The following is a 23,344-nucleotide window of genomic DNA, read 5'->3' as shown; positions in this document are numbered from 1 at the left end:
ACTGGAGCCGGGGCCGTGGCAGCGGGCGGGGCCTTGGCCTGCCGGGGCCGGGCGAACCCCAGGGGCGGCCGCGCTTCTGGTTGCAGCTGAGCCCCTGGAGGCGCCCCAGCACGCCGGTGGCGGTGATCGTCAGCCGCCTGGAGCGGCGCAACCCCGACAGCCTGGTCAGTCGCTGCAAGACCTTTGCCTACGGCGGCGCCATCCAGGCCCTGCGGGAGGCCCGGGCCGCCGGCGCCGATGACGCCCTGCTTCTGGGAGGTGGCAGCGACCTCTGCTGCGGCACCAGCGCCAACCTGATCGTGCGGCTCAACGGCGAGTGGCTCACACCCCCCCTGGCCAGCGGCTGCCTGCCGGGGGTGATGCGGGGCCGTGGGCTGGCCCTGGGGCTGGTGCGGGAGGGCGGCTTCGGCGTCGCCGACCTGCTTGCCAGCGAGGGGGCCCTGCTGATCAACAGCCTCGGCCTCCGGCCGATCCGTCGCTGCGAGGGCCGTGAGCTGCCCCTGCCGAGCGGGGCTGAGAGCCTCTGGGAGCGGCTGCTGGCGTCGGCTTAGGTTGGCCCCAGAGTCGATCGAACACCTTGTCCGACGCTGTGGGGGGCCTGGGGTCCCGGAAGCACCTGGCTGGATTGCTGGCCTGTCTGGGTGTCGCCTTGGCCGGCTGCGGCGCCACGTCCAAGGAGGTGGCCATTCAGAACGCCAAGCCGGGCGACCTGCTGGTGGAGGTTGACGGCAGCCGGGTGGAGCTCGTCAGAGCCTTCGCGCCTGGCATTGCCAACGGGCTGCACAAGGGTGTCGTGAAGGTCACCTCAGAGGCCGGAGATGGCAAAGGACAGATGTACGAAACAACGGCGATCTGTAGCGTCAAGGGAGAGCCAGGCTGGCAAGCCTATGACAATATCTATGGAGATCCGATCGCTGATCTCAATGCCAAAAGAGCATTCCCAGTCAAGGATCGCTGGCAATTCCTGTTCCATTTTGACGGCCGCACGGAAAAGAACGGAATGCTGGAACCCAGCGGCTGGGTGTCACGGCTGAAGGACAATCTGTGCCGGAAAGGCGATTTCGACGACACCTGATCACTCTGCCGACCAGGGGCCCCATCGCGTAGCTCTGGACTTGATAATGATTCTCGCTGCGATTCCATGATGCTGGGGTTATTCCGCCAGTATCCGGTAGCAACAGACACCTTCGAGCCACAGGCCTTCCTTTTGGATAGAAAGGAAATTGCGCCTCGCTTTCTCGATGCCAAAAACACTCTTCTCCGTCGATCTCACCAAGCCGATGGATCAGCAGGACATGCCCGGTCACAACCGCTGGCATCCCGAGATCCCGGCCGTGGCCTCGGTGAATCCTGGTGACGTGTTCCGGATCGAATGCAAGGATTGGACCGATGGCCAGATCAAGAACAACGACGACCCCAAAGACATTGAGGATGTCAATCTTGAGGTCGTTCATGTCCTGAGCGGGCCGATCTGGGTCAATGGCGCCCAGCCCGGCGACATCCTTGTGGTCGACATTCTTGATGTCGGCGCCCTGCAGGGCGATGAATGGGGATTCACGGGCATCTTCGCCAAGGAGAATGGGGGTGGCTTCCTCACCGATCACTACCCCAAGGCCGCCAAGGCCATCTGGGATCTGGAAGGCATCTACACCTCCTCCCGCCACATTCCCGGTGTGCGCTTCGCCGGCATCACCCACCCGGGCCTGATCGGCTGCGCCCCTTCCCAGGAACTCCTGAATGAGTGGAACCGTCGCGAGACGGAACTGGTGAAGACGGCCCCCGACCGCCGCACCTATGGCGCCGGTCTCTCCGGCAGCGAGCCGGTGCTGGCGGCCCTGCCCAACCCCAACAGCGCCATCCTCGGCAGCCTCCCCTCCAGCGAGTTTGAGAGGGTGGCCAATGAAGCCGCGCGCACCGTGCCGCCCCGGGAGCACGGCGGCAACTGCGACATCAAGAACCTCACCAAGGGCACGCGGATCTACTTCCCCGTCTATGTCGAAGGCGCCAAGCTCTCGATGGGTGACATCCACTTCTCCCAGGGGGATGGGGAGATCTCCTTCTGCGGCGCCATCGAGATGTCCGGTTACCTCGATCTCCATGTGGAGATCATCAAAGGTGGCATGGCCAAGTATGGGATGGTCAACCCCATGTTCAAGACCAGCCCGGTGGAACCTCACTACACCGACTATCTGGTGTTCGAAGGCATCTCCGTCGATGAATTCGAAGGCAAGCAGCATTACATGGACGTGCACATTGCCTACCGGCGTGCCTGTCTCAATGCCATCGAGTACCTCAAGAAGTTCGGCTACACCGGCGAGCAGGCCTACCTGCTGCTGAGCTGTGCGCCGGTGGAAGGCAGGATCAGCGGCATCGTTGACATCCCCAACGCCTGCTGCACCCTGGCGATCCCCACCTCGATCTTCGATCAGGACATTCTCCCCTGCTGATCAGCCAGTGGAATGCAGGGGCCTGAGCATCAGGCCCCTTTTCTTTTTGACACCGTTCCGCTTTCGTTTCTCTCCCCGTTGGCACTATGCCTGTCTACGAATACAGCTGCAGCAATGGTTGCGAAAACTATGAAGTCTGGCGCAGCATCGATGAGCGCCAGAAGGAAACCAACTGCCCGAGCTGCACGGCGGAAGGGGTCCGCGTCTTCACCCCTGTGATGTCGCTCAGCGGTCCGCTCAGGCTGAAGCAGGAACAATCCGGTCCGCGGCTGGTGCGCAAGGAAACCAAGGAGCCGGCCGGTAAGCAGCGGCTCAAAGAGAGTGGCACCCGTCCCTGGATGCTGAATCGCGGCTGTTGAGGCCAAACGGGCCGCAGCTGATGGCGGCAGATCCAAAAAATCCCAATCCGCATCACCGTCGGGTGGCGCGGACTGGGAGAAAAGAGCGAATCAGCCTCAGACCGTGAGGAATTCCTTGATCACGTCATCGGACAGCTGGTCGGTCTGACCACTGGAGACGATGCCGCCGCGCTGCATGGCGTAGTAGAAATCTGACTGGCGCACGAAGTGGAGGTGTTGCTCGACCAGCAACACGCTGATACCTGTTTCCTTCATGATGCGCTGCACGGCGTGCTCAATGTCGAGGATGATCGAGGGCTGAATGCCTTCGGTGGGTTCATCCAGGAGCAGCAGCTTCGGCTTGCCCAGCAGGGCGCGGGCGATGGCCAGCTGTTGTTGCTGACCGCCACTGAGGTCGCCTCCCTTGCGCTTGAGAAACTTCTCAAGGATCGGGAACAGATCGAAAATCAGCGGATCGATGTGGCGGTTCTTTTCAAGACCCCCGGGCAGGGCTTCCATGCCGAGCAGAAGATTTTCCTTGACCGTCACCTGGGGAATGATGTCCCGGCCCTGGGAGACATAGCCGATGCCGGCGCGGGCTCGCTTGTAGGGCGGCTGGGTGGCCAGCTGGCCATCCTGGTAATGGATTGTCCCCGATCGCTGCTGCAACAGGCCGATGACCGTCTTGAGAAAGGTGGTCTTACCGACGCCGTTACGGCCGATCAGGCAGACCATCTTGCCTTCGTGGATGGTCAGGTCAACATTGCGGAGAATGTGGCTTTCTCCGTAATAGACATTCAGGTCGGAGACCTGGAGCAGGGGTTGGGCGCTGGTGGTGGACATGGGCTCGGTGGGTGATGGTCGGGAAGCGATTACTGTTCGGGCGGCCCCAGGTAGACCTCGATCACCCGCGGGTCGGATTTGACCGTCTCCAGCGGACCCTGCGTGAGGACCTGTCCCTGGTGCAGCACGGTGACGTCAAAACCCAGGTCGCGAATGAACTCCATGTCGTGCTCAATCACCACCACGGTGTGGTCGCCGGCCAGGGACTTGATCAGCTCGGCGGTGCGCAGGGTTTCCTCGTCGGTGAGGCCGGCGACGGGTTCATCGAGCAGCAGCACTTCCGGGGCCTGGGCCACGAGGGAGGCGATGGCCAGCCACTGCTTCTGGCCGTGGGAGAGGGAGCCGGCCTGGACGGTGGCAAACGGCGTCAAGCCCACGTAATTCATGATTCGATGCACCTCATCCTTTGAGGCCTGGGGCAGGCTGGAGCCCAGCAGGCTGAAGGCGTTTTTCTCGGGTGAGGCGGACAGCTCCAGGTTGCGCAGCACCGTGAGGTTCTCAAACACCCGAGGCGTCTGAAACTTTCGACCGATGCCATTTCGGGAGATCTGCTGCTCGGACACACCGAGAAGGGACTTGCCTTTGAAGGTCACTGTTCCCTTTGTGGGCCGCACCTTGCCTGTGATCACATCCAGAAAGGTGGTCTTGCCAGCACCGTTGGGGCCGATGATGGACTTCAACTCACCCTTGTAGAGCTTCAGGCTGAGGTCGGTGAGGGCATAGAAGCCGTCGAAACTCACGCTGACGTCATTGAGCTCGAGTAGAGGTTCTGACATGGACATCGGAAGGGTGCGAAATCGAAAATGCAGTCACAGCAGACAAACCAGGACCGTTCCCCTGGAGGACTAATCGACCGGGACGGCCTCCTTGTCCAGCTGGGGGTAGGTCTTGGCTTTCTTGGCAATGCCGAAGGCGGCCAGAAAGGTGCGGAAGCCCCCTTTGGTGATCCACCCGTAGATGCCATCCGGCATCAGAACCACCACGAAGATGAACAGGGCCCCCTGCACGAACAGCCAGGCTTCTGGCAGGGCTTCACTCACCAGGCTGCGCAGGTAGTTCACCACGGTGGCCCCGATGATCGGGCCGACCAGGGTGCCCCGACCACCCACGGCCACCCAGATCACCATCTCGATCGAGAAGGAGATCGACATGTACTGGGGCGACACGATGCCGGACTGGACTGTATAAAGGGCCCCGGAGATGCCACAGAGGGCACCAGCCACCAGAAAGACGATCGTCTTGAAGGGCACGGGATTGAAACCGGCGAAGCGCAGCCGGCTTTCGTCGTCTCGGATGGCGATCAGCGCATCACCGAAGCGGCCGCTGGTGAAGTAGCGACAGACGAGGAACGCCAGGGGCAGCAGCAATACCGTGAGTCGGTAGAACCAGGTCTGCATGTCCGGGGATCCCACCAGCTGGCCAAACAGTTCGGTGGTGCTGGTCTTGAGGCCGTTGGTGCCGTCGAACAGTTTCTGCTGGCCGTTGAAGAAGTGGAAGAAGACCATCAGCGCCGCCTGGGTGATGATCGAGAAATACACCCCCTTGATGCGATTTCTGAAGATCAACCAACCCACCAGACCTGCCACCGCCGCCGGAATCACCCACATGGCGATCAGGGTGAACAACGGCGACCAGAAGGGCTGCCAGAAGAACGGCAGCTGGTCGACGCCGTAGTTCTCAAAGAACTTGGGGATGCCATTGCCACCCGCCAGGCTCTTGGTGTTGAGCATCAGGTTCATGGCCACCGCATATCCACCCAGGGCAAAGAAGATGCCCTGCCCCAGGCTCAACAGACCGGTGTATCCCCAGATCAGGTCGATCGCCAGAGCCGTGATCGACAACGCGAAATAGCGGCCGAAGAGGTTGAGGCGGAAATCGTCGAGCGCTGCCGGAAGGATGAACAGGGCGATCGCCAGGAGAATCCAGGGGACGAGTCGTTGGAAAATTTTCACAGGTAGGGCCTCCTGGTCGGGAGATGGAACGGGGATCTGCGGAGGGTTGGAAGGATGGGGTCAGGCATCGACCGAGCGACCCTTCTGGGGGAACATGCCGTTGGGGCGGAACTGGAGGAAGACGATGATGAAGATGAACACCAGCACCAGCGACATGCTGGTGGTGGCGAAAAACTCGATCACCCCTTTCGCCGCCAGGGGCATGTCGGGGAAGATCGTCAGCAGGGTGCCCGAGCCGATCACCGACTGGATGATGCCCAGCAGCAGGGAGGCCAGCACGGTGCCCAGCAGATTCCCCACGCCTCCGAGGACGATCACCATGAAGCAGGACACGATGTAAGCGGCGCCGAGGTTGGGGCCCACCGATCCCAGCAGCGTGATCGCACAGCCGGCAACCCCGGCCAGACCGGAGCCGATGCCGAAGGTGATGCTGTCCACCCGATCGGTGGGAATGCCCAGGCAATTGCTCATCTGGCGGTTCTGGGTGACAGCCCGAATGCGCAGACCCCAGACGCTCTTGTTGAGGAACCAGTAGGTGGCCAGCAGCAAAAGGGCCGACAAAAGGATGATGAAGATGCGCAGACCCGGCAGCTCAATGGTGCCAATCGTTCCCCAGCTTCCCTGCAGCCACTTGGGTGCGGTGACGTCAATGTTGCGGGGGCCGAACCAGGCCTTGGCCAGGGGACGGATCTGATCGAACAGGTTGACCGCGATCAGACCAATGCCGATGGCGACGGCCCAGCCGAGTCCGTTGAGATAGGTGAAGAAGGGTTTCTCGGAGAACTTGGCGGCCAGTAACTTGGACAGGAGGAAGCCAGTCACGACGCCGACAAGGATGCCCAGCAGCATGGCGGTTGAAATACTGCGAATCAGCTGGATGAGAATCAGGCTGACGCCCCACGTGGCCAGTAGGGTTTCCAACGGGCGGCCATAAAGCTGCCGTATCAGCGTTCTCTCCAGCAGCACTCCGACGAGGGCCGTCACGATAAAGGCGAGAACCAGTGAGATCGGAAAATACAGTTCGAAGATCACACCACCCATGGGCTTGAAGGCAGACTGCACCACGTAGGTGACATAAGCCCCGAGCATCATGAATTCGCCGTGGGCGAGATTGATGACGCCCATCAACCCAAAAACGATCGCCAGACCCGTGGCTGCAAGCAGCAGGACTGACCCGATGCTGAGGCCATCGAGTATCTGAGAAAAGAAAAGTTCCAACGGAATGAATGTTGAACGTTAGACCGAGCGTCGCATTCGCGGCGCTCAGTCGGGTCGAACGTGGCGGTGTGCTGAGCCGGAAAGCGGTGGCTCCTTCAGGAGCCACCTGCCTTTCATGGAGTTACGGACTGGGCCGTGATCACATCTTGAACTTGCCAGCGTCAGGACGATCCTGGGTCCAATCGCAGGTGAAGCCCTTGGTCTCAGGAACGAACTGGTTCCAGGGCAGCGGGGGGATGGCCTTGACGCTGTCGTAGAGGATCTTGAACTGGCCGGTGGGCTCCGCTTCGCCGATGAGCACGCGCTCCGAGGTGTGGTGGTTGGGGAACATCTTGATTTCGCCCTGGGGAGCGGCGAAGGTGATCCCGATCATGTCGGTGCGGACCTTGTCGAGATCTTCGAAGGTTCCAGCCTTCTCGACGGCGTTCTTCCAGAGGTAGACCATGTTGTAGGCGGATTCAGCCGGGTCACCCGTGACCCGATCGGCGCCATACATGGCCTGGAAGTCGGCGGTGAACTTCTTGGAGGCCGGGGTGTCCAGGCTCATGAAGAAGTTCCAGGCGGCATAGGTGCCGGTGGTGTACTCAGGACCGATCTGGCGAATCTCTTCTTCCGCGATGGAGAAGGACATGATCGGATACTTGGCCGGGTCGATGCCCGAAGCCTTGAACTGCTTGAACAGGGCGACGTTGGAGTCACCGTTCAGGGTGTTGATGATGATCCCGCCATCCGGGAAGGCTTTCTTGATCTTGGCGATGATCGGGGCCACCTCGGTGTTGCCGAGGGGGATGTAGTCTTCGCCGACCGTTTCACCACCCAGAGCCTTCATCTGCTCCTTGATGATCGTGTTGGCCGTACGTGGGTACACGTAGTCAGAGCCAACCAGATAAACCTTCTTGCCGAGTTTGTCGGAGAACTTGTCCATCAGCCACTGAACGGCTGGCTCGGCCTGTTGGTTCGGAACGGCGCCGGTGTAGAAGATGTTCCTGGAGCACTCCTGACCCTCGTACTGGATCGGGTAGAAGAGCATGTGGTTCTTCGACTCGAAGACCGGCAGCATCGCCTTGCGGCTGGCGGAGGTCCAGCCGCCGAAGACCACGGCCACCTTGTCGGAGTCGATCAGCTTCTGGGCCTTCTCGGCGAAGGTGGGCCAGTCGGAGGCACCATCTTCGGCAACAGCGACGATCTTGTACGACTTGCCGCCAACTTTGACGCCGCCGGCGTCATTGATTTCCTTGATCGCCATCTCCTCGACTTCTTTCAAAGTCGTTTCGGAGATGGCCATGGTGCCGCTGAGCGAATGAAGGATGCCAACCTTCACTTCACCATCGAAATTGCCGCCGGACCCGGACTCGCCCCCGCAGGAGACGAGGGTTACGCTCACGGCAGATGCGGCGATTGCAGCTGCCAGTCGCCTTGAAAGATGCAGAGACATTGAAGCCTGTTCAAGATGAATTGTAGTCGCCGTAACCGACGGCAAAAGGAAAGGTAAAGAAGGACGTGGTTACTCCCGGTATCCAATGAGACAGAAAGCGACCCAGGGCTTGCTGGAGTGAGGATTTGCACGTGCCGTCCCTGTCGATATGTTGCATTACCTACGGTTTTGGTGATGAATGGGTGAGAGGCGAATTCCAGGCAGCCCCAGGGCTCAGGCGGTGGCGGGCTCAGGCAGTTGCCGCAGCAGGAAACTCTCAACCCGGTCCAGGCCTTCACCGCTGCGCAGATTCGTGAAGCACCAGGGGCGTCCACAGCGCATGCGTTCGGTGTCCTCTTCCATCACCGTCAGGCTGGCCCCCACCATGGCCGCCAGGTCGATCTTGTTGATCACCAGCAGATCGGAGCGGGTGATGCCCGGCCCTCCCTTGCGGGGGATCTTGTCGCCGGCGGCTACGTCGATCACGTAGATGCAGAGATCCACCAGTTCCGGACTGAAGCTGGCCGCCAAGTTGTCGCCGCCGCTCTCCACCAGAACCAGGTCGAGGTCGGGGAAGGCCTCCTCCAGCTCCTGCACGGCCGCCCTGTTGATCGAGCAGTCCTCACGGATGGCGGTGTGGGGACAGCCTCCGGTCTCGACTCCGCGGATGCGCTCGGGGGCCAGGGAGCCGGCTCTGGTGAGGAACTGGGCATCCTCCTGGGTGTAGATGTCATTGGTGACGACCGCGAGCTGAAGCCGCTCCCGCAGCCGGCGGCAAAGGGCATCCACCAGGGCCGTCTTGCCCGAGCCCACCGGCCCCGCGACACCGACCCGCAGTTTGCTGCCCATCGCCCGATTCCAGGATGGGTGCCATCCTGACGCCAGCGCCGATGGCCGCGGTGAGTGATGAACCGATCCCCAGGTTGATCCGCCGCTTCGAGCGTCTGGATGGGCGGCTCGTCGCCTCCGTGACAGGCACGGGGGTGGTGGTTTGCCTCGGCTTCATCGAGCTGCTGCGCAGTCCCCTGCAGCAGCTCTCCAGGGTCACGGTCGAGCTGCTGGCGGTACGGGCCCTGCTGTTTCTGGGGCCGCTGCTGGTCAGCCTGCTGCTGTTGCTGCGGGATGGACCGCTCCTGCTCGCTGAACGTCGTTCCCGCGGCGGCTGGGGGGCCGAGCTGGTGGCCAGTGGCCTGCTCAGCGTCGTGCTGCTGCTCTATTTCATGGCGGCGGTGATCATCACCGCCAGCCTCACCCTCAACCAGGGAGATGTGGTGGCGGAGGTGGCCTTCCTGATCGGCCAGCTGGAGCCGGCCCGCTTCGCCGCCGCCCTGGTCAGGGCTGGTCTCTACGGCGCGATCACCGCCGCCATCTGTCTGCAGCAGGCCCGGCGCGCCACCTCCGGTGCCATGGCGATGGCCTCCCGGATGTCCCGATCCTTCCTGCTCGGCCTCGGGTTGCTGGTCTTTCTCGACCTGCTCTGGACGATCGCGGTCGATCCCCTGCGGATGGGAGGCCGCTGACCATGACACCCACCGCTCCGCCGCGGCGCCCCGGTCCCCAGAGCCTGGTTTTCCTGGCGGGGGCCGTGGGGCTCCTGGGGCTGTTCGTGGTGGGGATCGCCCGTGCCGGCAACTGGCTGGCGCCCAGCGTGCGCCTGCAGTTCCGCACCCTCGATGCCGCCGGCCTGCAGACGGGCATGGCGGTGCGGATCTCCGGGTTCGCCGTCGGCCAGGTGCGCCGGATCGTGCTGCAGCCTGATGCCCAGGTGCTGGTGGAACTGGAGCTGCGGGACCCCTACCGCTCCATGGTGGGCCGCCGCAGCCGGGCGGAACTGGCTCAGGTGGGGCTCCTGGGCGACAGCTACATCGCCATCACCCCCGATCCGGCGGCGGTGGGCCAGCCGCCGATCGGCGATGGCGAGACGCTCGTGTTCGCCAGCCGCCCCGACATCGATGACCTGCTCGCCGAGCTGGCCAGCAGCCGCATCCCCCTGCAGCGGGCCGTCAGCAGCGGCCTGAGCCTGGCGGAAACCCGCCTGCCCCGCAGCCTCGACGAGCTGGACCGGACCCTGGTCGCCAGCCGCCGGCTGGCGACACGTCTGGAGGCCGACGCCCAGCGCAGCAGCAGCGAGTTGAACCGCACCCTGGCGGCCACCCGCCAACTGGCGGAGCGCCTCGAGGGCCGTGCCGACGGCACCGCCGCCGACCTGTCGGCCCTGATCCGGCGCCTCGAGAGCACCGAATCCCAGACGCGGCCGCTGTTGCTCCAGACCCTGCGCGAGCTGACCACCATGGCCTCCACCACCAACCGCCTGGTCAAGACCCTCAACGAGAGTTGGCTGTTCGAGCTGATCGACCGGCCCGGCGATCACCTCAAGGACCGCAGGCCCCGATCGCCCTGATGGCCGTGGGGTGGCTCAGCCCTCCAGTCGGTCGGCCTGGCGCAGCAGCTCGGGCGGGAACGTCACCCCGATCGCCCGGGCCGTGCGTTGGTTCAGCAGCAGGAGTTTCCGGGTCACCGGTTCAAAAGGGAGGTCGGCGGGGGAGCGGCCCCGCAGCACCTTGACCGCCAGATCGCCTGCCAGGGCCCCATCGGCCTCTGGATCCCAGCCCACCACCGCCAGGCAACCCGGCGTGGAGATGTCGGAGGGGTCGACGGAATAGACCGGCAGGCGATGGCGCAGGCCCGCCGCCGCCAGGGCGGGGAAGCCCACGCTGGTGGCGTAGTCGCCCACCCGCACCAGGGCCCCCACCCGGTGGGAGGCCAGCGCGTCGGCGGCACGGGTCACCTCCCCCGGTCCTGCCACCGGCTCGATCACGACCTCGATCGACCGCTGGGTGGCGTCGCGGCGCAGCAGCTCCGCTTCGAAGCTGGCATTGGCCTCGGAGGGGTTGAAGACGAGCCCCACGCTGGACAGGCCGGGGCTGATCCGGCGTGCCAGGTCGAGCTGCTCGGCCAGCGGACTGGTGCTGACCGTGCCCACCACGTTGGGCCGGTGGCGGGTGTAGCTGGTGCCAGCCCCCGCCCCCCAGGGGTTGGAGCAGTAGGCGAACACCACCGGCACCCGGGCGGGGGCGACGGCCAGGATCGCCGCCAAAGGTGGGGTGCCGATAGCCACCAGCATGTCCACCCCGCCCTCCAGCAGCTCGATCACCTGGGCGCGGCAGGTGGCCATGCTGCCCCCGGCGAACCGCTCCAGCAGGGTCAGGCCGGCCGGCGGACGGAAGCCGCCCCTGGCCAGGGCCCGCACGAAACCACGGCGGGCGGCATCGGGGGCCGCACCCCGGACGTACTGCAGCAGCCCGAGGCGGGGCGGATCGGGAGGGCGGGAGCGGGGCGTGCATCCAACGGCCAGCAGGACCCCTCCGGTCGCGCCGCCGCCGAGCAGCCGCAGGGCCCGCCGCCGGCTGGTCTGGCCCGCGATGGCCATCAGCTGCGGAACAGCCGGGAATACAGCTCCGCGTGGCCCAGCTGGGCCAGGCCCGCCCCCACCCCCCCGTTCCAGAGGGCCTCGGGATCGGCCACCACCAGCTCCGCCGCCCGGGCGGCGATGGTGGGTGCCAGGGCCAGTTGCAGCCGCTGGGCTTCGGTGGGGCCCAGGGGCACGAGCCGCACGGCGGCACTGAGCTGGGTGGCGACCCAGCCGAAGAGGTAGGCCTCCACCACCTCCTGGGGGGGGACTTCGAGGGCCAGACCCGCCCAGGCCCAGGCCCCAGGCCAGGCCAGACGCTGGGACCCATCCCCGGGGAGCGGCAAACCCAGGTCGGCCAGTAACTGCAGCAGGGAGCGGCCCATCTGGCGTTGTTGGGCCCGCACCTCCGCCGCCTCCCGCTGGGCCAGCAGCCAGCCGTCCCGTTCCAGCGCCTCCTGACAGGCTGGCCCGTCCGGTGTCTCACGCCAGCGGGCCAGGGCGTCCATCAGCTGGCCCAGGCTGGCCGCCTCGATCGCCAGGGCTCCCCGGGCCAGCTCCGCCTCCAGCCAGTGGCGCACACTGGCGGCGTCCGGCAGATCACCCGCCTGCATCAGCACCTCCAGCCCCTCGGAGTAGCTGAAGGCTCCCACCGGCAGGGCGGGGCTGACGAGTTGGAACAGCCGCAACCGGGCGAGGCTCATGGGTGGCGATGGGAGTGGGCGTGGCCGGCTGGTTCGTAGGCCCCGGGTTCGGGCAGAAACGGCCCCACCGTCCGCTCCACGGTCAGCCCCCGATGCCGCAGTAGATCCTCAAGCACGTTGTCGACGCCTAGGCGCAGTTCGTCGCGGTGCAGTTCCATGGCCACGTGGCGGTTGCCCAGGTGATAGGCCGCCTGCAGCAGGGCCAGGGGGTCGCCGGCCCGCACCACCATCAGTGGTTCACCGGCGGCCGCCACCACCACCACGGGCCCACCGGCCTCCGGTGCCAGCCGGTCGCCGGGCTCCAGGGCCGCGCCGCGGGGCAGCTGCAACAGGAGATCCCGTCCACAGGCGCTGCGGCGATGGCCCCGCAGGCTCGTGCGTTCGTCGGCCCGCAGCAGTAACCGCAGCGGCGGATCCGCCAGGGTTTGCGGATCGGGCCCGGGTCCCTCCCCCGGGGGCAGGTGCCGCACCAGCACCAAGGGGGCGATGGCATCGGAAACCATGGCATCGGAAACGGGCGGGCCGGGCATCGCGCAGGCCTGTGGGCGGTGGTGGGTCTTCCACCCTCGCCAGCCGTTGGCCGGCGGCCCTGTGTCGGGCGCTACCGAATCCAGGCCCCCGGGGTCCCACCATCACCGCCATGCAGCTCACCGCTCCCGCCCCCTGGAGAGCCCAGGCACGGCTTCGTTTCGAGACCACCGGCGGCGGGGACGGTGCCACCCGGCACCAGGGGGGAGCAACGGCGCCGCTGAAGATCCAACGGGCCTTCGCCGCTGCCGATGGCCGCTGCGAACTGCCCCTGCTGCACACCGGCGGCGGCCTGGTGGGGGGGGATGAGCTGGCCATCGACGCCGAGCTCGGCGCCGGCAGCCGGGCCCTGATCACCAGCGTGGCGGCCCAGAAGGTCTACGGGACCGTGGGCCGCTCCCGGCGGGTCCCCGACGGCAGCTGGACCCATCAGACGCTCGACTTCCGGCTCGCCGCGGGGGCTGATCTGGAGTGGCTGCCCCAGGAGCTGGTGGTCTTCCGGGACGGCCTGTTCCAGCAGACCTGCCGGGTGGAGCTGGCCCATGGGGCCAGCTGGCTGGGGGCGGAGGTGGTGCGGCTGGGGCGCAGCGCCGATGGCGAGACGCTCGGATCCGGCCGCTGGCGCTCGTTGCTGGAGATCCGGCGGGAGGGGCGCTGGGAGCTGGTGGACCGGCTCGAGCTGGGCGGCGCCAGCCTGGAGAGTCCCCACGGCCTGGGGGGACAGCCGGTGTTCGCCAGCCTGGTGTGGGCCGCCCCCGGGCCGGTGGGCGAGCCCCTGCTGGAGGCCTGCCGCGCCGAGCGGCACGGGCTGGAGGGGACGATGGCCTGCGGCCGGCTGGAGCGGGGGCTGGTGGCCCGCTACCGGGGCCGCTCCACCCAGGCGGCCCGCTTCTGGTTCACGCGGATCTGGGCCCGGATCCGCGCCGAGCGGGGGCTGGCGGCTCCGGTGCTGCCGCGGGTCTGGCCGTTCCAGGAGCAGCCCCTGCAGCGGGCCTAGGTTCGCCCCAGGCGCAGCCAATCGATGCATCGCTTCCAATTCTCCCTGCAGGCCCTTGGCCAGGCGCGCCAGCTGATCGCCGTGGGCCGCAGCCAGGGGGATCTCGCGCGGATCGCCGATCTGGTCGACAGCTTCCTGGACACGCCCCAGATGGATGCCTGCATCGCCCGCTTCCGGGCCCTCCCGGGCGGGGCGGCGATGATGGACGAGCGCTATCCGCCGCTGCAACCGGATCTGGAGCGGCTCGAGGCGCTGCCGGAGGGGAGCCTCGGCCTCAGCTACGCGGCCCTGATCCGCCGCTTCAACTACGACCCCGAATTCTTCCGCCCCCGCCCCATCGACACGGAGGGCCGCTGGCTCACCCAGCGGATCGCCACCACCCACGACATCCACCATGTGGTCAGCGGCTTCGGCACGACGCCGGTGGGGGAGAACGGCGTGCTGGCCATCACCGCCACCCAGATCGGCTTCCCCGCCTACGTGAGCCTCACCCACGCGGCCCAGATCGCCGGGTTCCGGTTCAAGCTCGACGGCTACGAAAGCCTCAGCCGTTCCATCAGCCATGGCACCACGATCGGTTTCACCGCCCGCCCCTTCGCCACGGTCCGCTGGGAGGAGGGCTGGGAGCTGCCGGTGGCGGCGTGGCGGCAGCGGCTGGGGGTGACCCTGCCGGCCGACGACGCCCCCTACGGGGCGAACGCCTGCGGAAACATGGGGTCCCCCTAGGCTCGGAAACCACCCACCCCTGGGCCGATGCCGCTGCTGCTGATCCTGGTGGCCGCCGCGGCCGTCGGGTTGATCCTGATCTACAACCGCCTGGCCCAGCTGCAGGTGCTGGCGGACAACGCCTGGGCCGACATCGACGTGCAGCTCAAGCGGCGCCACGACCTGATCCCCAACCTGGTGGAGACGGTGCGGGGCTACGCCAGCCACGAAAAGGAGAGCTTCCGGACCGTGATCGAAGCCCGCAACGCCGCCGTCGCGGCCCAGGGGCCCCGGGAGCAGCAGCAGGCGGAGCAGGCCCTGGGGGCCTCCCTCGGCCAGCTGTTCGCCCTGGCGGAGGCCTACCCGGCCCTGCGGGCGGTGGAGAGCTTCCAGACCCTGCAGACCAACCTCAGCCAGATCGAGGAGTCGCTCCAGAGCGCCCGTCGCTACTACAACGCCGTGGTGCGGGACCTCAACACGGCGATCGTGCAGTTCCCCTCCAACCTGGTGGCCGGCGGCTTCGCGATCCGCCCGCGCACCTATTTCGAGCTGGAGAACCGGGCCGAAGCGGCCGTTCCCGCCGTCCGCTTCGATGGCTGAGGGCCCTCCGGTCGCCCGGCGGTTGCGGCGCCGCTGGCGCTGGGGGCTGGGGGGGCTGCTCGGCCTGGCCCTGTCGCTGCTGCTCCTGGCTCCCTGGGGGGCGGGCGCCGCCCTCAGTGCCGCCGAGCGCCAGCTGACGCTCACGGATTTCCAGATGCAGGCGGTGGTGGAACCCAACGGCGCCGTGCAGGTGAGCGAAACCCTCACCGCCCGCTTCGACGGCTCCTGGAACGGCCTGGTGCGCCAGATCCCCCTGCTGGCCCGGCGGCCCGGCGGGCTGGAACCCCTTGGGCTGCGGCTGCTCGCGGTCACCGACCCCGAGGGCCGGCCCTACCGCTACGAGAGCAGCCACCCCGGCTCCGACCTGAAACTGAAGATCTGGATCCCTGGCGCCGAGAACGCCAGCCGCACGGCCGTGATCACCTACCGGCTGAAGCGGGGCCTGCGCTTCTATCCGGACCACGACGAGTTCAACTGGAACGTCACCGGCAACGCCTGGGAGGTGCCGATCGAGCGGGCCTCGGCCCAGGTGCGGCTGCCGCCAGCCGTGTCCGGACTGCATGCCGCGGTGTACACCGGGCCCCGCGGAGCCCGGGAGAACGACGCCACCCTGACGATCGGTGCCGACATGGTGACCAGCAGCACCACCCGGCGGCTGGAGCCCAGTGAGGGCTTCACCCTGGCGGTGGGCTTCGCCAAGGGGCTGGTGCCGCCGCCCTCGGCCCTGGCCCAATGGATCGGCTGGTGGCAGGGGCGTCTGGCCCTGCTGCTGCCCCTGCTGAGCGCCGGCGTGCTGGGCCCGCTCTGGTGGCGCATCGGGCGGGATCCGGCCGTCGGTGCGGTGCCGGTGGCCTACGAACCTCCCGAGGGGCTGCCACCGGCGGTGCTGGGCAGCCTGGTGGCGGAACAGGTGAGCGGAACCGCCCTTTCGGCCACCCTGGTGGCGCTGGCGGTGAAGGGCCAGCTGCGCATCGAGCAGGACCAGCGGAAGCTGCTGTTCCTGAACCTGGGCAAGCGCTACGTGTTCACCCTGCTGGGCGAGCCGGACCAGCGGTCGGCGCTGCTGCCCCATGAGGCCTACCTGGTCGAGACGCTGTTCCCCTCGGCGGAGCCGGGGGCGACGGTGAGTACCGATCAGCTCCGCGACCACTACTACGTGCATGTGCCCGGCTTCGAGCGGCTGGTGATGCAGGCGGTGCTGGCGGAGAGGTTCTTCCAGCGCTGGCCCGGCACCGTGCGGGCCCTCACCCTGTTGGGGGGCCTGGGGCTGGCCGGCGCGGCGCTGGCGCTGGCCCTGGTGCTGCTGCCCCACGACATCGTGCGGCTGCAGTGGGAGGCGCACCCGTGGCTGACCTTCGCCTCCCTGGCGCTGACGGTGGTGCTGGTGGCCGTGTTCGCCTGGATCATGCCCAGCCGCACCACCCGGGGCACGGCGGTCCTGCGCCAGACCCTCGGGTTCCAGGAGTTCCTGCGCCGGGTGGAGGCGCCGCGGCTGGAGCGGGTGGTGCTGACGCCGGAGCTGTTCGAGCGCTACCTGCCCTACGCGATGGTGGCGGGCCTGACGCGCCAGTGGACGGCGGCCTTCCAGGGGATCCTCGCCGTGCCCCCCAGCTGGTACGTCGGCGACGGCATCGACTTCGATGCCAACGATTTCGGCACCAGCCTCGAGGACTGCTTCAGCACCACCAGCGGCGCCATGCAGTCGTCGCCGAGCAGCTCCAGCAGCACCAGCGGCAGCTCCGGCGGGGGCAGCTCCGGCGGCGGCGATGGCGGTGGCGGCGGCGGTGGCTTCTGACACCAGGGCGGGCACCACGGCCACGCCTAGCTTTCCCGGAGTCGCCGGCGTTGCCGTGACCCCAAGCGTCCTGCGCCGTCCCAGAGCGGCCTCTCTGGTTCTGGGCCTGGCCCTGGCGCTCCAGCCCCCGGGTGCCGCCCGCAGTGCCGAAGCTGCCTCCGGGCCGCCGCCCCCACCGCGCCAGGTGACGGCGGCCAGCCTGGCGGCCGCCCTGCCCCGGCTCGATGCCCTGGCGACCGGGATGCTGAACCGCACCGGTGTTCCGGGCCTGGCCATCGTGGTGGTGCATGCCGACCGGGTGGTGTTCCTCAAGGGCTACGGCGTGCGGCGGGTGGGCGAGCCCGGCGCGGTGGATGCCGACACGATCTTCCAGCTGGCGTCGCTCTCGAAGCCGATCGCCTCCACGCTGGTGGCCGGCCTGGTGGGCGACGGGCGCCTGGGCTGGGACGACCCGGTGCTGCGCACCCTGCCGGAGGCCCGCATCGGTCCGCCGGCCATCGCCGCCGACGTGACCATCCGCGACCTGCTGGCCCACCGCAGCGGCCTGCCCGACCACGCCGGCGATCACCTCGAGGACCTGGGCTTCGATCGGGCCACGATCCTGGCGCGCCTGCGGCTGCTGCCCACCGGCAACCGCTTCCGCGCCGACTACGCCTACACCAACTTCGGCTTCACGGCCGGCGCCGTGGCCGCGGCCAATGCCGTCGGGCGCCCCTGGGAGATGCTCTCCAGCGAACGGCTCTACCGGCCCCTGGGCATGGCCCGCACCAGCTCCCGCCACGCCGACTTCGTGGCCGCCGCCAACCGTGCCTCCCTGCACGTGCCGGAGGGGGGTCGCTGGGTGGCCCGCTACCAGCGGGATGCCGATGCCCAGGCCCCCGCCGGCGGGGTGAGCTCCAGCGTGCGGGATCTGGGCCAGTGGCTGCGGCTGCAGCTGGCGGGAGGCCGCCTCGATGGCCGTGCGGTGGTGGACGCCGCCGCCCTGGCCGAGACCCACCGGCCCCAGATCGTCAGCCAGCAGCCCCGCGATCCAGCCACGGATCGGGCCGGTTTCTACGGGCTGGGCTGGAACGTGAGCTACACCGACCGGGGCACGGTGCAGCTGGGCCATTCCGGCGCCTTCGACCTCGGCGCCGCCACGGCCGTCTACCTGCTGCCGGCGGAATCCCTGGGGATCATCGTGCTCTCCAACAGCCAGCCGCTGGGGGTGCCGGAGGCCCTCAGCCTCAGCTTCCTCGACCTGGCCACCACCGGAGCGGTGAAGCGCGACTACCTTGCCGCCCTGCGCCCCCTGTTCCGGGGCATGGAGCAGCAGGACTACCCCACCGTGGTCACCCCGGCCCGGCCCCTGCCGGCCCGCCCCGCCGACACCTACACCGGCACCTACGCCAATGCCTACCTGGGCCCGATCGCCGTGGTGCGCCGCGGCGATGGCCTGGAGCTGCAGCTGGGGCCCCGCCTCACCTCCTTCCCCCTCACCCCGGTGAGCGGCGACACCTTCCGCTACCAGCCCGCCGGCGAGAACGCCTACGGCCCCAGCGCCGTCAGCTTCACGGTCGGCCCCGACGGCCGGGCCACGGCGGTGCGGATCGACAACCTCAACCTCAACGGTCAGGGGGTGCTTCAGCGGCGCTGATCCGGGCACCGAACGTTCCTTCTGAACCTGATCCGGTGCCGGAGCGCTGCGAGAGTGGGGCCGGCCAGCGCAGCCTGCATGAACCTCACCCCCCAGGAGAAAGACAAGCTGTTGCTCGTCACCGCCGCCCTGCTGGCGGAACGGCGACTTGGCCGGGGCCTGAAGCTCAACCATCCCGAGGCGGTGGCCTGGCTCAGCTTCCAGGTGATCGAAGGGGCCCGCGACGGCCGCAGCGTGGCGGAGCTGATGCGGGAGGGCACCACCTGGCTGGGCCGGGATCAGGTGATGGAGGGGGTGCCCGAGCTGATCCCCGAGGTGCAGATCGAGGCGATGTTCCCCGATGGCACCAAGCTCGTCACCCTCCACGAACCGATCCGCTGACTCCCCTTCCCGCCATGGCCCCCCTGATCCCCGGCGAACTGATCCCCGAGCCCGGCACGATCGATCTCAACGCCGGTCGTCCGGTCACCACCCTGTCGGTGGCCAACCGGGGCGACCGGCCCGTGCAGGTGGGCTCCCACTTCCACTTCCACGAGGCCAACGGCGCCCTCGAATTCGACCGTGAGGCGGCCCGCGGCCTGCGGCTCGACATCCCCGCCGGCACGGCCATCCGCTTCGAGCCCGGCGACCAACGGGATGTGCATCTGGTGCCCTACGTCGGCGACCGCCGCGTGTTCGGCTTCAACGGTCTGGTCAACGGCCCCCTCGACTGAACTGCCATGGCTTACCGCATCGATCGTCGCGCCTACGCCGAGACCTACGGCCCCACCACCGGAGACCGGCTGCGGCTGGCCGACACCGAACTGATCCTGGAGGTGGAGAGCGACTGCACCACCTACGGCGATGAGGTGAAGTTCGGCGGCGGCAAGGTGATCCGCGACGGCATGGGCCAGGCCCAGACGCCCCGCTCCGAAGGGGCCGTCGACACCGTGATCACCAATGCCCTGATCCTCGACTGGTGGGGCATCGTCAAGGCCGATATCGGCCTGAGGGACGGCCGCATCTGCGCCATCGGCAAGGCGGGCAACCCCGACATCACCGATGGGGTCACGATCGTGGTGGGGCCGGGCACCGAGGCCATCGCCGGTGAGGGGCACATCGTCACCGCCGGGGCGATCGACACCCACATCCACTTCATCTGCCCCCAGCAGATCGAAACCGCCCTCGCCTCCGGGGTCACCACCCTGCTCGGCGGCGGCACCGGCCCGGCCACCGGCACCAATGCCACCACCTGCACCCCCGGCGCCTTCCACCTGGCCCGCATGCTGCAGGCCGCCGAGGGGCTGCCGATCAACCTGGGCTTCTACGGCAAGGGCAACGCCAGCACTCCCGCAGCGATCGAGGAGCAGATCCGCGCCGGGGCCTGCGGCCTGAAGCTGCACGAGGACTGGGGCACCACCCCGGCGGCGATCGACTGCTGCCTCACGGTGGCCGACAAGTACGACGTGCAGGTCTGCATCCACTCCGACACCCTCAACGAAGCCGGGTTCGTTGAGGACACGATCCGGGCCATCGGCGGCCGCACCATCCACACCTTCCACACCGAGGGGGCCGGCGGCGGCCACGCCCCCGACATCATCCGCATCTGCGGCGAGCCCAACGTGCTGCCCAGTTCCACCAACCCCACCAAGCCTTACACCGTCAACACCCTCGAGGAGCACCTCGACATGCTGATGGTGTGCCACCACCTCGATCCCCGCATTCCAGAGGACGTGGCCTTCGCCGAATCGCGCATCCGCCGCGAGACGATCGCCGCCGAGGACATCCTCCACGACCTGGGCGCCTTCAGCATCATCGCCAGCGATTCCCAGGCCATGGGTCGCGTGGGTGAGGTGATCACCCGCACCTTCCAGACGGCCCACAAAATGAAGGTGCAGCGTGGATTCCTCCCCGAGGACGCCGCCGGCCCCCGCGGCGGCCGCAACGACAACACCCGCCTGAAGCGCTACATCGCCAAGCTCACGATCAATCCCGCCATCGCCCATGGCCTCGACAGCCAGATCGGCTCGGTGGAAGTGGGCAAGCTGGCCGATCTGGTGCTGTGGAAGCCGGGCTTCTTCGGTGTCAAGCCGGAGCTGGTGATCAAGGGGGGCTCGATCGTCTGGGCCCAGATGGGCGATGCCAACGCCTCGATCCCCACCCCGGGCCCCGTGCACGGCCGGCCCATGTTCGCCGCCTACGGCGGAGCGCTGGCGGGCAGCTGCCTCAACTTCGTCAGCCAGGCTTCCCTCGAGGCCGACCTGCCCAGCCGTCTTGGCCTGAAGCGGGCCTGCGTGCCGGTGGTGCAGACCCGCGGCATCGGCAAGGCCCAGATGCGCAACAACACCGCCCTGCCCAAGGTGGAGGTGGACCCCCAGACCTACGAGGTCTTCGCCGACGGCGAACTGCTCACCTGCGAACCGGCGGAGGTGCTACCGATGGCGCAGCGCTATTTCTTGCTGTAGCGGCGCCGGCGTACCGACTTCCAGACCATGAGCAGGCGCGTCAGCAGGGTGCGGCTGCTGGTGCGGCCCTGGGCACCGGCGGCGAAGGCGACCGCCATCAGCAGGGCTGAGCCGTTCAGGCGCAGGCCATCGCGAAGGGCCGCCCAGACCAGGGGGGCCAGGGGGGTGGCCTGCTGAATGCTGGCGGGCATGGCGGCCTCGGCCTGGCGCAGGGCGGCCAGGAGGTCCTGGCGCAGCACCGGCATCGGCTTGGCCAGATCGGCTGCGGTCAGGGCTGGTCCATCGGCCGCCGCCAGCTGCCGCTGCAGGCTGAGGGCATCAGGGGCCGAGCGGATCAGGGCCGCGAAGCCGCTGAACTGATCGCTGACCAGGCGCCGCTGCTGGGTCTGCAGGGCGGCGCGGTCGCTGAACAGCCGCACGCTGATGGAGAGCTGCAGGGGGATGAGCAGCAGGTACAGACACGTGATCAGAACTGCCCAGCGCCGCAGCCGCTGGCGGAGCTGAAAGAGCTCCGCCCGTTCCGGCTCCACATGGGCCGCCAGGTGCACAAGCACGAATCCCACGATCGGGAACCCGGAGTTGGCGATCACCAGTTCGATGCAGCGCTGCTGCCAGTCGCGCTGCAGCACCTGAACCGGAAGAGCCCCGGCCACCACGGCCAGGACGAACAGGCCGCCGAGGGCGAGGGCCGTGGCGAGCAGGATCGAAGCCAGGGATGAAAGGGGGCCCGACGGGCCCCCTGGCTCAAGCCGGGGAACCGTTGCGGTCACGACTGGGGGCGACGGGACCGGAGTGGCTCAGGCGGGAACGCAGCCGGCGGCTCCAGCCGAAGGCCGCCATGGCCCCGAGCAGGGGCAGGGGACCGGGAACGATCGAGGCAGCGGGTGGTTCCTGGGGGAAGGCCCGCACCACCAGCCCGCTGAGCAAGGCCTGGGTGGAACTGGTGCCACGGCCGCCGCCGGTGCCGGTGATGGTGAGGATCTGGTTGGCCTGGACGATGAAGGGGTTGGTGAAGGCGTAGCTGGTGTCGATCTGTTTGTCGAACAGGGTTTCGGTGGACACCACGGGACTGTTGGGATCGCCCCAGGTGAGCAGGGGATTGCCCCGGCCCACCAGGAGGCTGCCGTAGCGATAGCTGAGCAGCTCCACCTGCTGGTCGAAGAACAGTTCGATGGACTCCTGGTTGGCCACGCCCGTCCCGTTGCCGGGGTTGCGGCGACCACAGTTGGTGCGGCCGACGTCGTCGAGGCCCGCCCCGCCGGCCTTGTAGATGCAGAGGCCGTCGGCGGTCGCACTCACCGGCTTGGCATTGCCGTTGGGTCGCTGGGCGTTCTGAAACACCAGGTTGAGCGAGCGGCCGTCGGCGGTGGCGGTGAAGGTCTTGTTCGGCGCGGCCAGGGGGGCTGCGGGGCTGGCGGTGGCGCTGCCGAGGTTGAAGCTGAAGGTGGTGCCGATGGCCTGGGACGGTGCCGGAGCCAGCGCCAGGCCTGCCGCGAGAACAGCGGAGGTGACCAGGCCTGCGTTGGAGATCGGCGTATGGGCCACTGGACTTCAGTCAGCTCTGTTTCATAGAGAATACTTAAGACATGCCTGCGCGCCACACAGGCGTCCCCTCAGGACGGCGCCAGTTCCCGCTCCTCCGCGATGGCCCAGTCCTCCAGGTTGGGATCCCGGCGCTGGTTGCGCCGCTCCACCGACAGCACCGGCACCTCTTTCAGGGGCGTTTCAAAGGCCACACCAAAGGTGAGGGCAAAGTGGGCCCGGGTGAGCCAGCGCAACTGGGCCTGCATCCGCAACTGGCCGAAGCCGGGATGGGCGCGCAGGTCCATCAGAAACCATTGCCCCATCTCAAGCGACTGTTCCTCCGAGGCGATCAGGCACATGCCACCTTCGCCCACATCGACGATGTCGGCGAGGAACCAGCGACCGCAGGGCCTGCGCGCGTCATCCAGGCGCCGCAGCGCGATCGTGCGGCAGCTCTCGATCGAGTGGCGGGCGTAGGCCCGCTTGTCCTTACGGTTGCCGGTCCGTTCCTGGTCGCGCGGCAGGACGCCCGATGCGCAGGAGGATCTCAAGGGTTGGGCCCCGGACTTGTGGGTCAGCATTGGGTACCTCTCCTCCCTATGTGTCAATCCTGAACCCCTTGAGTCCCGTAGGGAACGATGCTTATGAAAACGCTATTCCTATGGAGGGGTAGGGCCTCCGGATTGGCCAGGCTGGTGACTCAGCGGGGACTGACCGTAGCGATCGGCCCAGAGCGCCCCAGGTTTTCGTAACAACGGCAACGGGTGCCCCCCCCTGCGGCACTGCAGGA

26 protein-coding genes are annotated in these 23,344 nt (G+C 67.6%); 14 read left to right on the top strand and 12 right to left on the bottom strand.

All coding sequences use genetic code 11. The annotated features are described in order from the left end of the window. From VB739_RS09215 to VB739_RS09200, 4 genes are all read left to right on the top strand, one after another. The coding region (locus VB739_RS09215; protein WP_323356784.1) for an aminotransferase class IV at positions 1 to 551 on the top strand (551 nt) is incomplete at its 5' end. Between the two features lie 74 nt (positions 552 to 625). Next, a complete protein-coding gene (locus VB739_RS09210; RefSeq protein WP_323356783.1) occupies positions 626 to 1,075 on the top strand; it encodes a hypothetical protein in 450 nt (149 codons plus the stop codon). A 166-nt stretch (positions 1,076 to 1,241) separates the two neighbouring features. Continuing rightward, a complete protein-coding gene (fmdA, locus tag VB739_RS09205; protein WP_323356782.1) occupies positions 1,242 to 2,447 on the top strand; it encodes a formamidase in 1,206 nt (401 codons plus the stop codon). Positions 2,448 to 2,533: 86 nt separating this feature from the next. Continuing rightward, positions 2,534 to 2,806 carry an FmdB family zinc ribbon protein gene (locus VB739_RS09200; protein WP_323356781.1) on the top strand — a complete coding sequence of 91 codons (273 nt, stop codon included), beginning with the start codon at positions 2,534 to 2,536 and terminating at the stop codon, positions 2,804 to 2,806. Positions 2,807 to 2,902: 96 nt separating this feature from the next. Here VB739_RS09200 and urtE read toward each other — a convergent pair whose 3' ends face one another. From urtE to ureG, 6 genes are all read right to left on the bottom strand, one after another. After that, the gene (gene urtE / locus VB739_RS09195) at positions 2,903 to 3,628 is read right to left on the bottom strand and encodes an urea ABC transporter ATP-binding subunit UrtE (RefSeq protein ID WP_323356780.1); all 726 of its coding nucleotides are present in this window, start codon (positions 3,626 to 3,628) and stop codon (positions 2,903 to 2,905) included. A gap of 29 nt (positions 3,629 to 3,657) precedes the next feature. Then, entirely contained in the window at positions 3,658 to 4,404 is a 747-nt protein-coding gene (gene urtD / locus VB739_RS09190; RefSeq protein WP_323356779.1) for an urea ABC transporter ATP-binding protein UrtD, read from the bottom strand. A 69-nt stretch (positions 4,405 to 4,473) separates the two neighbouring features. Continuing rightward, the gene (urtC, locus tag VB739_RS09185) at positions 4,474 to 5,580 is read right to left on the bottom strand and encodes an urea ABC transporter permease subunit UrtC (RefSeq protein ID WP_323356778.1); all 1,107 of its coding nucleotides are present in this window, start codon (positions 5,578 to 5,580) and stop codon (positions 4,474 to 4,476) included. Between the two features lie 60 nt (positions 5,581 to 5,640). Continuing rightward, the gene (locus VB739_RS09180; RefSeq protein ID WP_323356777.1) at positions 5,641 to 6,798 is read right to left on the bottom strand and encodes an urea ABC transporter permease subunit UrtB; all 1,158 of its coding nucleotides are present in this window, start codon (positions 6,796 to 6,798) and stop codon (positions 5,641 to 5,643) included. A 139-nt stretch (positions 6,799 to 6,937) separates the two neighbouring features. Then, on the bottom strand, positions 6,938 to 8,233 hold the full coding sequence (gene urtA / locus VB739_RS09175) for an urea ABC transporter substrate-binding protein (protein WP_323356776.1): 1,296 nt from the start codon (positions 8,231 to 8,233) through the stop codon (positions 6,938 to 6,940). 213 nt (positions 8,234 to 8,446) lie between these two features. Then, positions 8,447 to 9,061, bottom strand: a complete 615-nt coding sequence (ureG, locus tag VB739_RS09170) for an urease accessory protein UreG (protein ID WP_323356775.1) — start codon at positions 9,059 to 9,061, stop codon at positions 8,447 to 8,449. Between the two features lie 14 nt (positions 9,062 to 9,075). Between ureG and VB739_RS09165 the strand changes: the two genes are divergently transcribed. After that, positions 9,076 to 9,732: a hypothetical protein gene (locus tag VB739_RS09165; protein WP_323356774.1), complete on the top strand. Its 657-nt coding sequence runs from the start codon at positions 9,076 to 9,078 to the stop codon at positions 9,730 to 9,732. A 2-nt stretch (positions 9,733 to 9,734) separates the two neighbouring features. Further along, on the top strand, positions 9,735 to 10,613 hold the full coding sequence (locus tag VB739_RS09160) for an MlaD family protein (RefSeq protein ID WP_323356773.1): 879 nt from the start codon (positions 9,735 to 9,737) through the stop codon (positions 10,611 to 10,613). 15 nt (positions 10,614 to 10,628) lie between these two features. Here VB739_RS09160 and VB739_RS09155 read toward each other — a convergent pair whose 3' ends face one another. The 3 genes from VB739_RS09155 to ureE are packed head-to-tail and all read right to left on the bottom strand — an operon-like array spanning position 10,629 to position 12,828. Next, positions 10,629 to 11,642, bottom strand: a complete 1,014-nt coding sequence (locus VB739_RS09155; RefSeq protein ID WP_323356772.1) for an ABC transporter substrate-binding protein — start codon at positions 11,640 to 11,642, stop codon at positions 10,629 to 10,631. Next, positions 11,642 to 12,325: an urease accessory protein UreF gene (locus VB739_RS09150; RefSeq protein ID WP_323356771.1), complete on the bottom strand. Its 684-nt coding sequence runs from the start codon at positions 12,323 to 12,325 to the stop codon at positions 11,642 to 11,644. The genes VB739_RS09155 and VB739_RS09150 overlap by 1 nt, the downstream gene beginning before the upstream one ends. After that, positions 12,322 to 12,828, bottom strand: coding sequence for an urease accessory protein UreE (gene ureE, locus VB739_RS09145; RefSeq protein ID WP_323356770.1), 507 nt, complete (start codon positions 12,826 to 12,828; stop codon positions 12,322 to 12,324). The genes VB739_RS09150 and ureE overlap by 4 nt, the downstream gene beginning before the upstream one ends. A gap of 137 nt (positions 12,829 to 12,965) precedes the next feature. Between ureE and VB739_RS09140 the strand changes: the two genes are divergently transcribed. From VB739_RS09140 to ureC, 8 genes are all read left to right on the top strand, one after another. Beyond that, positions 12,966 to 13,850: an urease accessory protein UreD gene (locus VB739_RS09140; RefSeq protein WP_323356769.1), complete on the top strand. Its 885-nt coding sequence runs from the start codon at positions 12,966 to 12,968 to the stop codon at positions 13,848 to 13,850. A 24-nt stretch (positions 13,851 to 13,874) separates the two neighbouring features. Next, positions 13,875 to 14,576: a Coq4 family protein gene (locus VB739_RS09135; protein WP_323356768.1), complete on the top strand. Its 702-nt coding sequence runs from the start codon at positions 13,875 to 13,877 to the stop codon at positions 14,574 to 14,576. A 27-nt stretch (positions 14,577 to 14,603) separates the two neighbouring features. Then, the gene (locus tag VB739_RS09130; protein WP_323356767.1) at positions 14,604 to 15,155 is read left to right on the top strand and encodes a LemA family protein; all 552 of its coding nucleotides are present in this window, start codon (positions 14,604 to 14,606) and stop codon (positions 15,153 to 15,155) included. Then, complete coding sequence (locus tag VB739_RS09125; protein WP_323356766.1) at positions 15,148 to 16,950, top strand: DUF2207 domain-containing protein; 1,803 nt, start codon at positions 15,148 to 15,150, stop codon at positions 16,948 to 16,950. Before VB739_RS09130 ends, VB739_RS09125 begins: the two co-directional genes overlap by 8 nt. A gap of 55 nt (positions 16,951 to 17,005) precedes the next feature. Next, positions 17,006 to 18,586 (top strand): serine hydrolase, encoded by a 1,581-nt coding sequence (locus tag VB739_RS09120; RefSeq protein WP_323356765.1) that lies wholly within the window; start codon positions 17,006 to 17,008, stop codon positions 18,584 to 18,586. A gap of 78 nt (positions 18,587 to 18,664) precedes the next feature. Further along, a complete protein-coding gene (locus VB739_RS09115; protein WP_323356764.1) occupies positions 18,665 to 18,967 on the top strand; it encodes an urease subunit gamma in 303 nt (100 codons plus the stop codon). A 14-nt stretch (positions 18,968 to 18,981) separates the two neighbouring features. Next, positions 18,982 to 19,299 carry an urease subunit beta gene (locus tag VB739_RS09110; protein WP_323356763.1) on the top strand — a complete coding sequence of 106 codons (318 nt, stop codon included), beginning with the start codon at positions 18,982 to 18,984 and terminating at the stop codon, positions 19,297 to 19,299. Between the two features lie 6 nt (positions 19,300 to 19,305). Next, on the top strand, positions 19,306 to 21,030 hold the full coding sequence (gene ureC, locus VB739_RS09105) for an urease subunit alpha (protein WP_323356762.1): 1,725 nt from the start codon (positions 19,306 to 19,308) through the stop codon (positions 21,028 to 21,030). Here ureC and VB739_RS09100 read toward each other — a convergent pair. From VB739_RS09100 to VB739_RS09090, 3 genes are all read right to left on the bottom strand, one after another. Further along, positions 21,015 to 21,800: a hypothetical protein gene (locus VB739_RS09100; protein WP_323356761.1), complete on the bottom strand. Its 786-nt coding sequence runs from the start codon at positions 21,798 to 21,800 to the stop codon at positions 21,015 to 21,017. The genes ureC and VB739_RS09100 overlap by 16 nt on opposite strands. Next, complete coding sequence (locus tag VB739_RS09095; RefSeq protein ID WP_323356760.1) at positions 21,775 to 22,575, bottom strand: hypothetical protein; 801 nt, start codon at positions 22,573 to 22,575, stop codon at positions 21,775 to 21,777. Before VB739_RS09095 ends, VB739_RS09100 begins: the two co-directional genes overlap by 26 nt. Positions 22,576 to 22,643: 68 nt before the next feature. Continuing rightward, complete coding sequence (locus VB739_RS09090) at positions 22,644 to 23,105, bottom strand: PilZ domain-containing protein (RefSeq protein WP_323356759.1); 462 nt, start codon at positions 23,103 to 23,105, stop codon at positions 22,644 to 22,646. Positions 23,106 to 23,344: the final 239 nt, after the last annotated feature.

Origin of the sequence: Cyanobium gracile UHCC 0281 (genome assembly GCF_034931305.1) — a bacterium.
In the GTDB taxonomy this organism is placed as follows: domain Bacteria; phylum Cyanobacteriota; class Cyanobacteriia; order PCC-6307; family Cyanobiaceae; genus Cyanobium; species Cyanobium gracile_A.
This window is presented reverse-complemented; position numbering and strand designations above follow the sequence as displayed.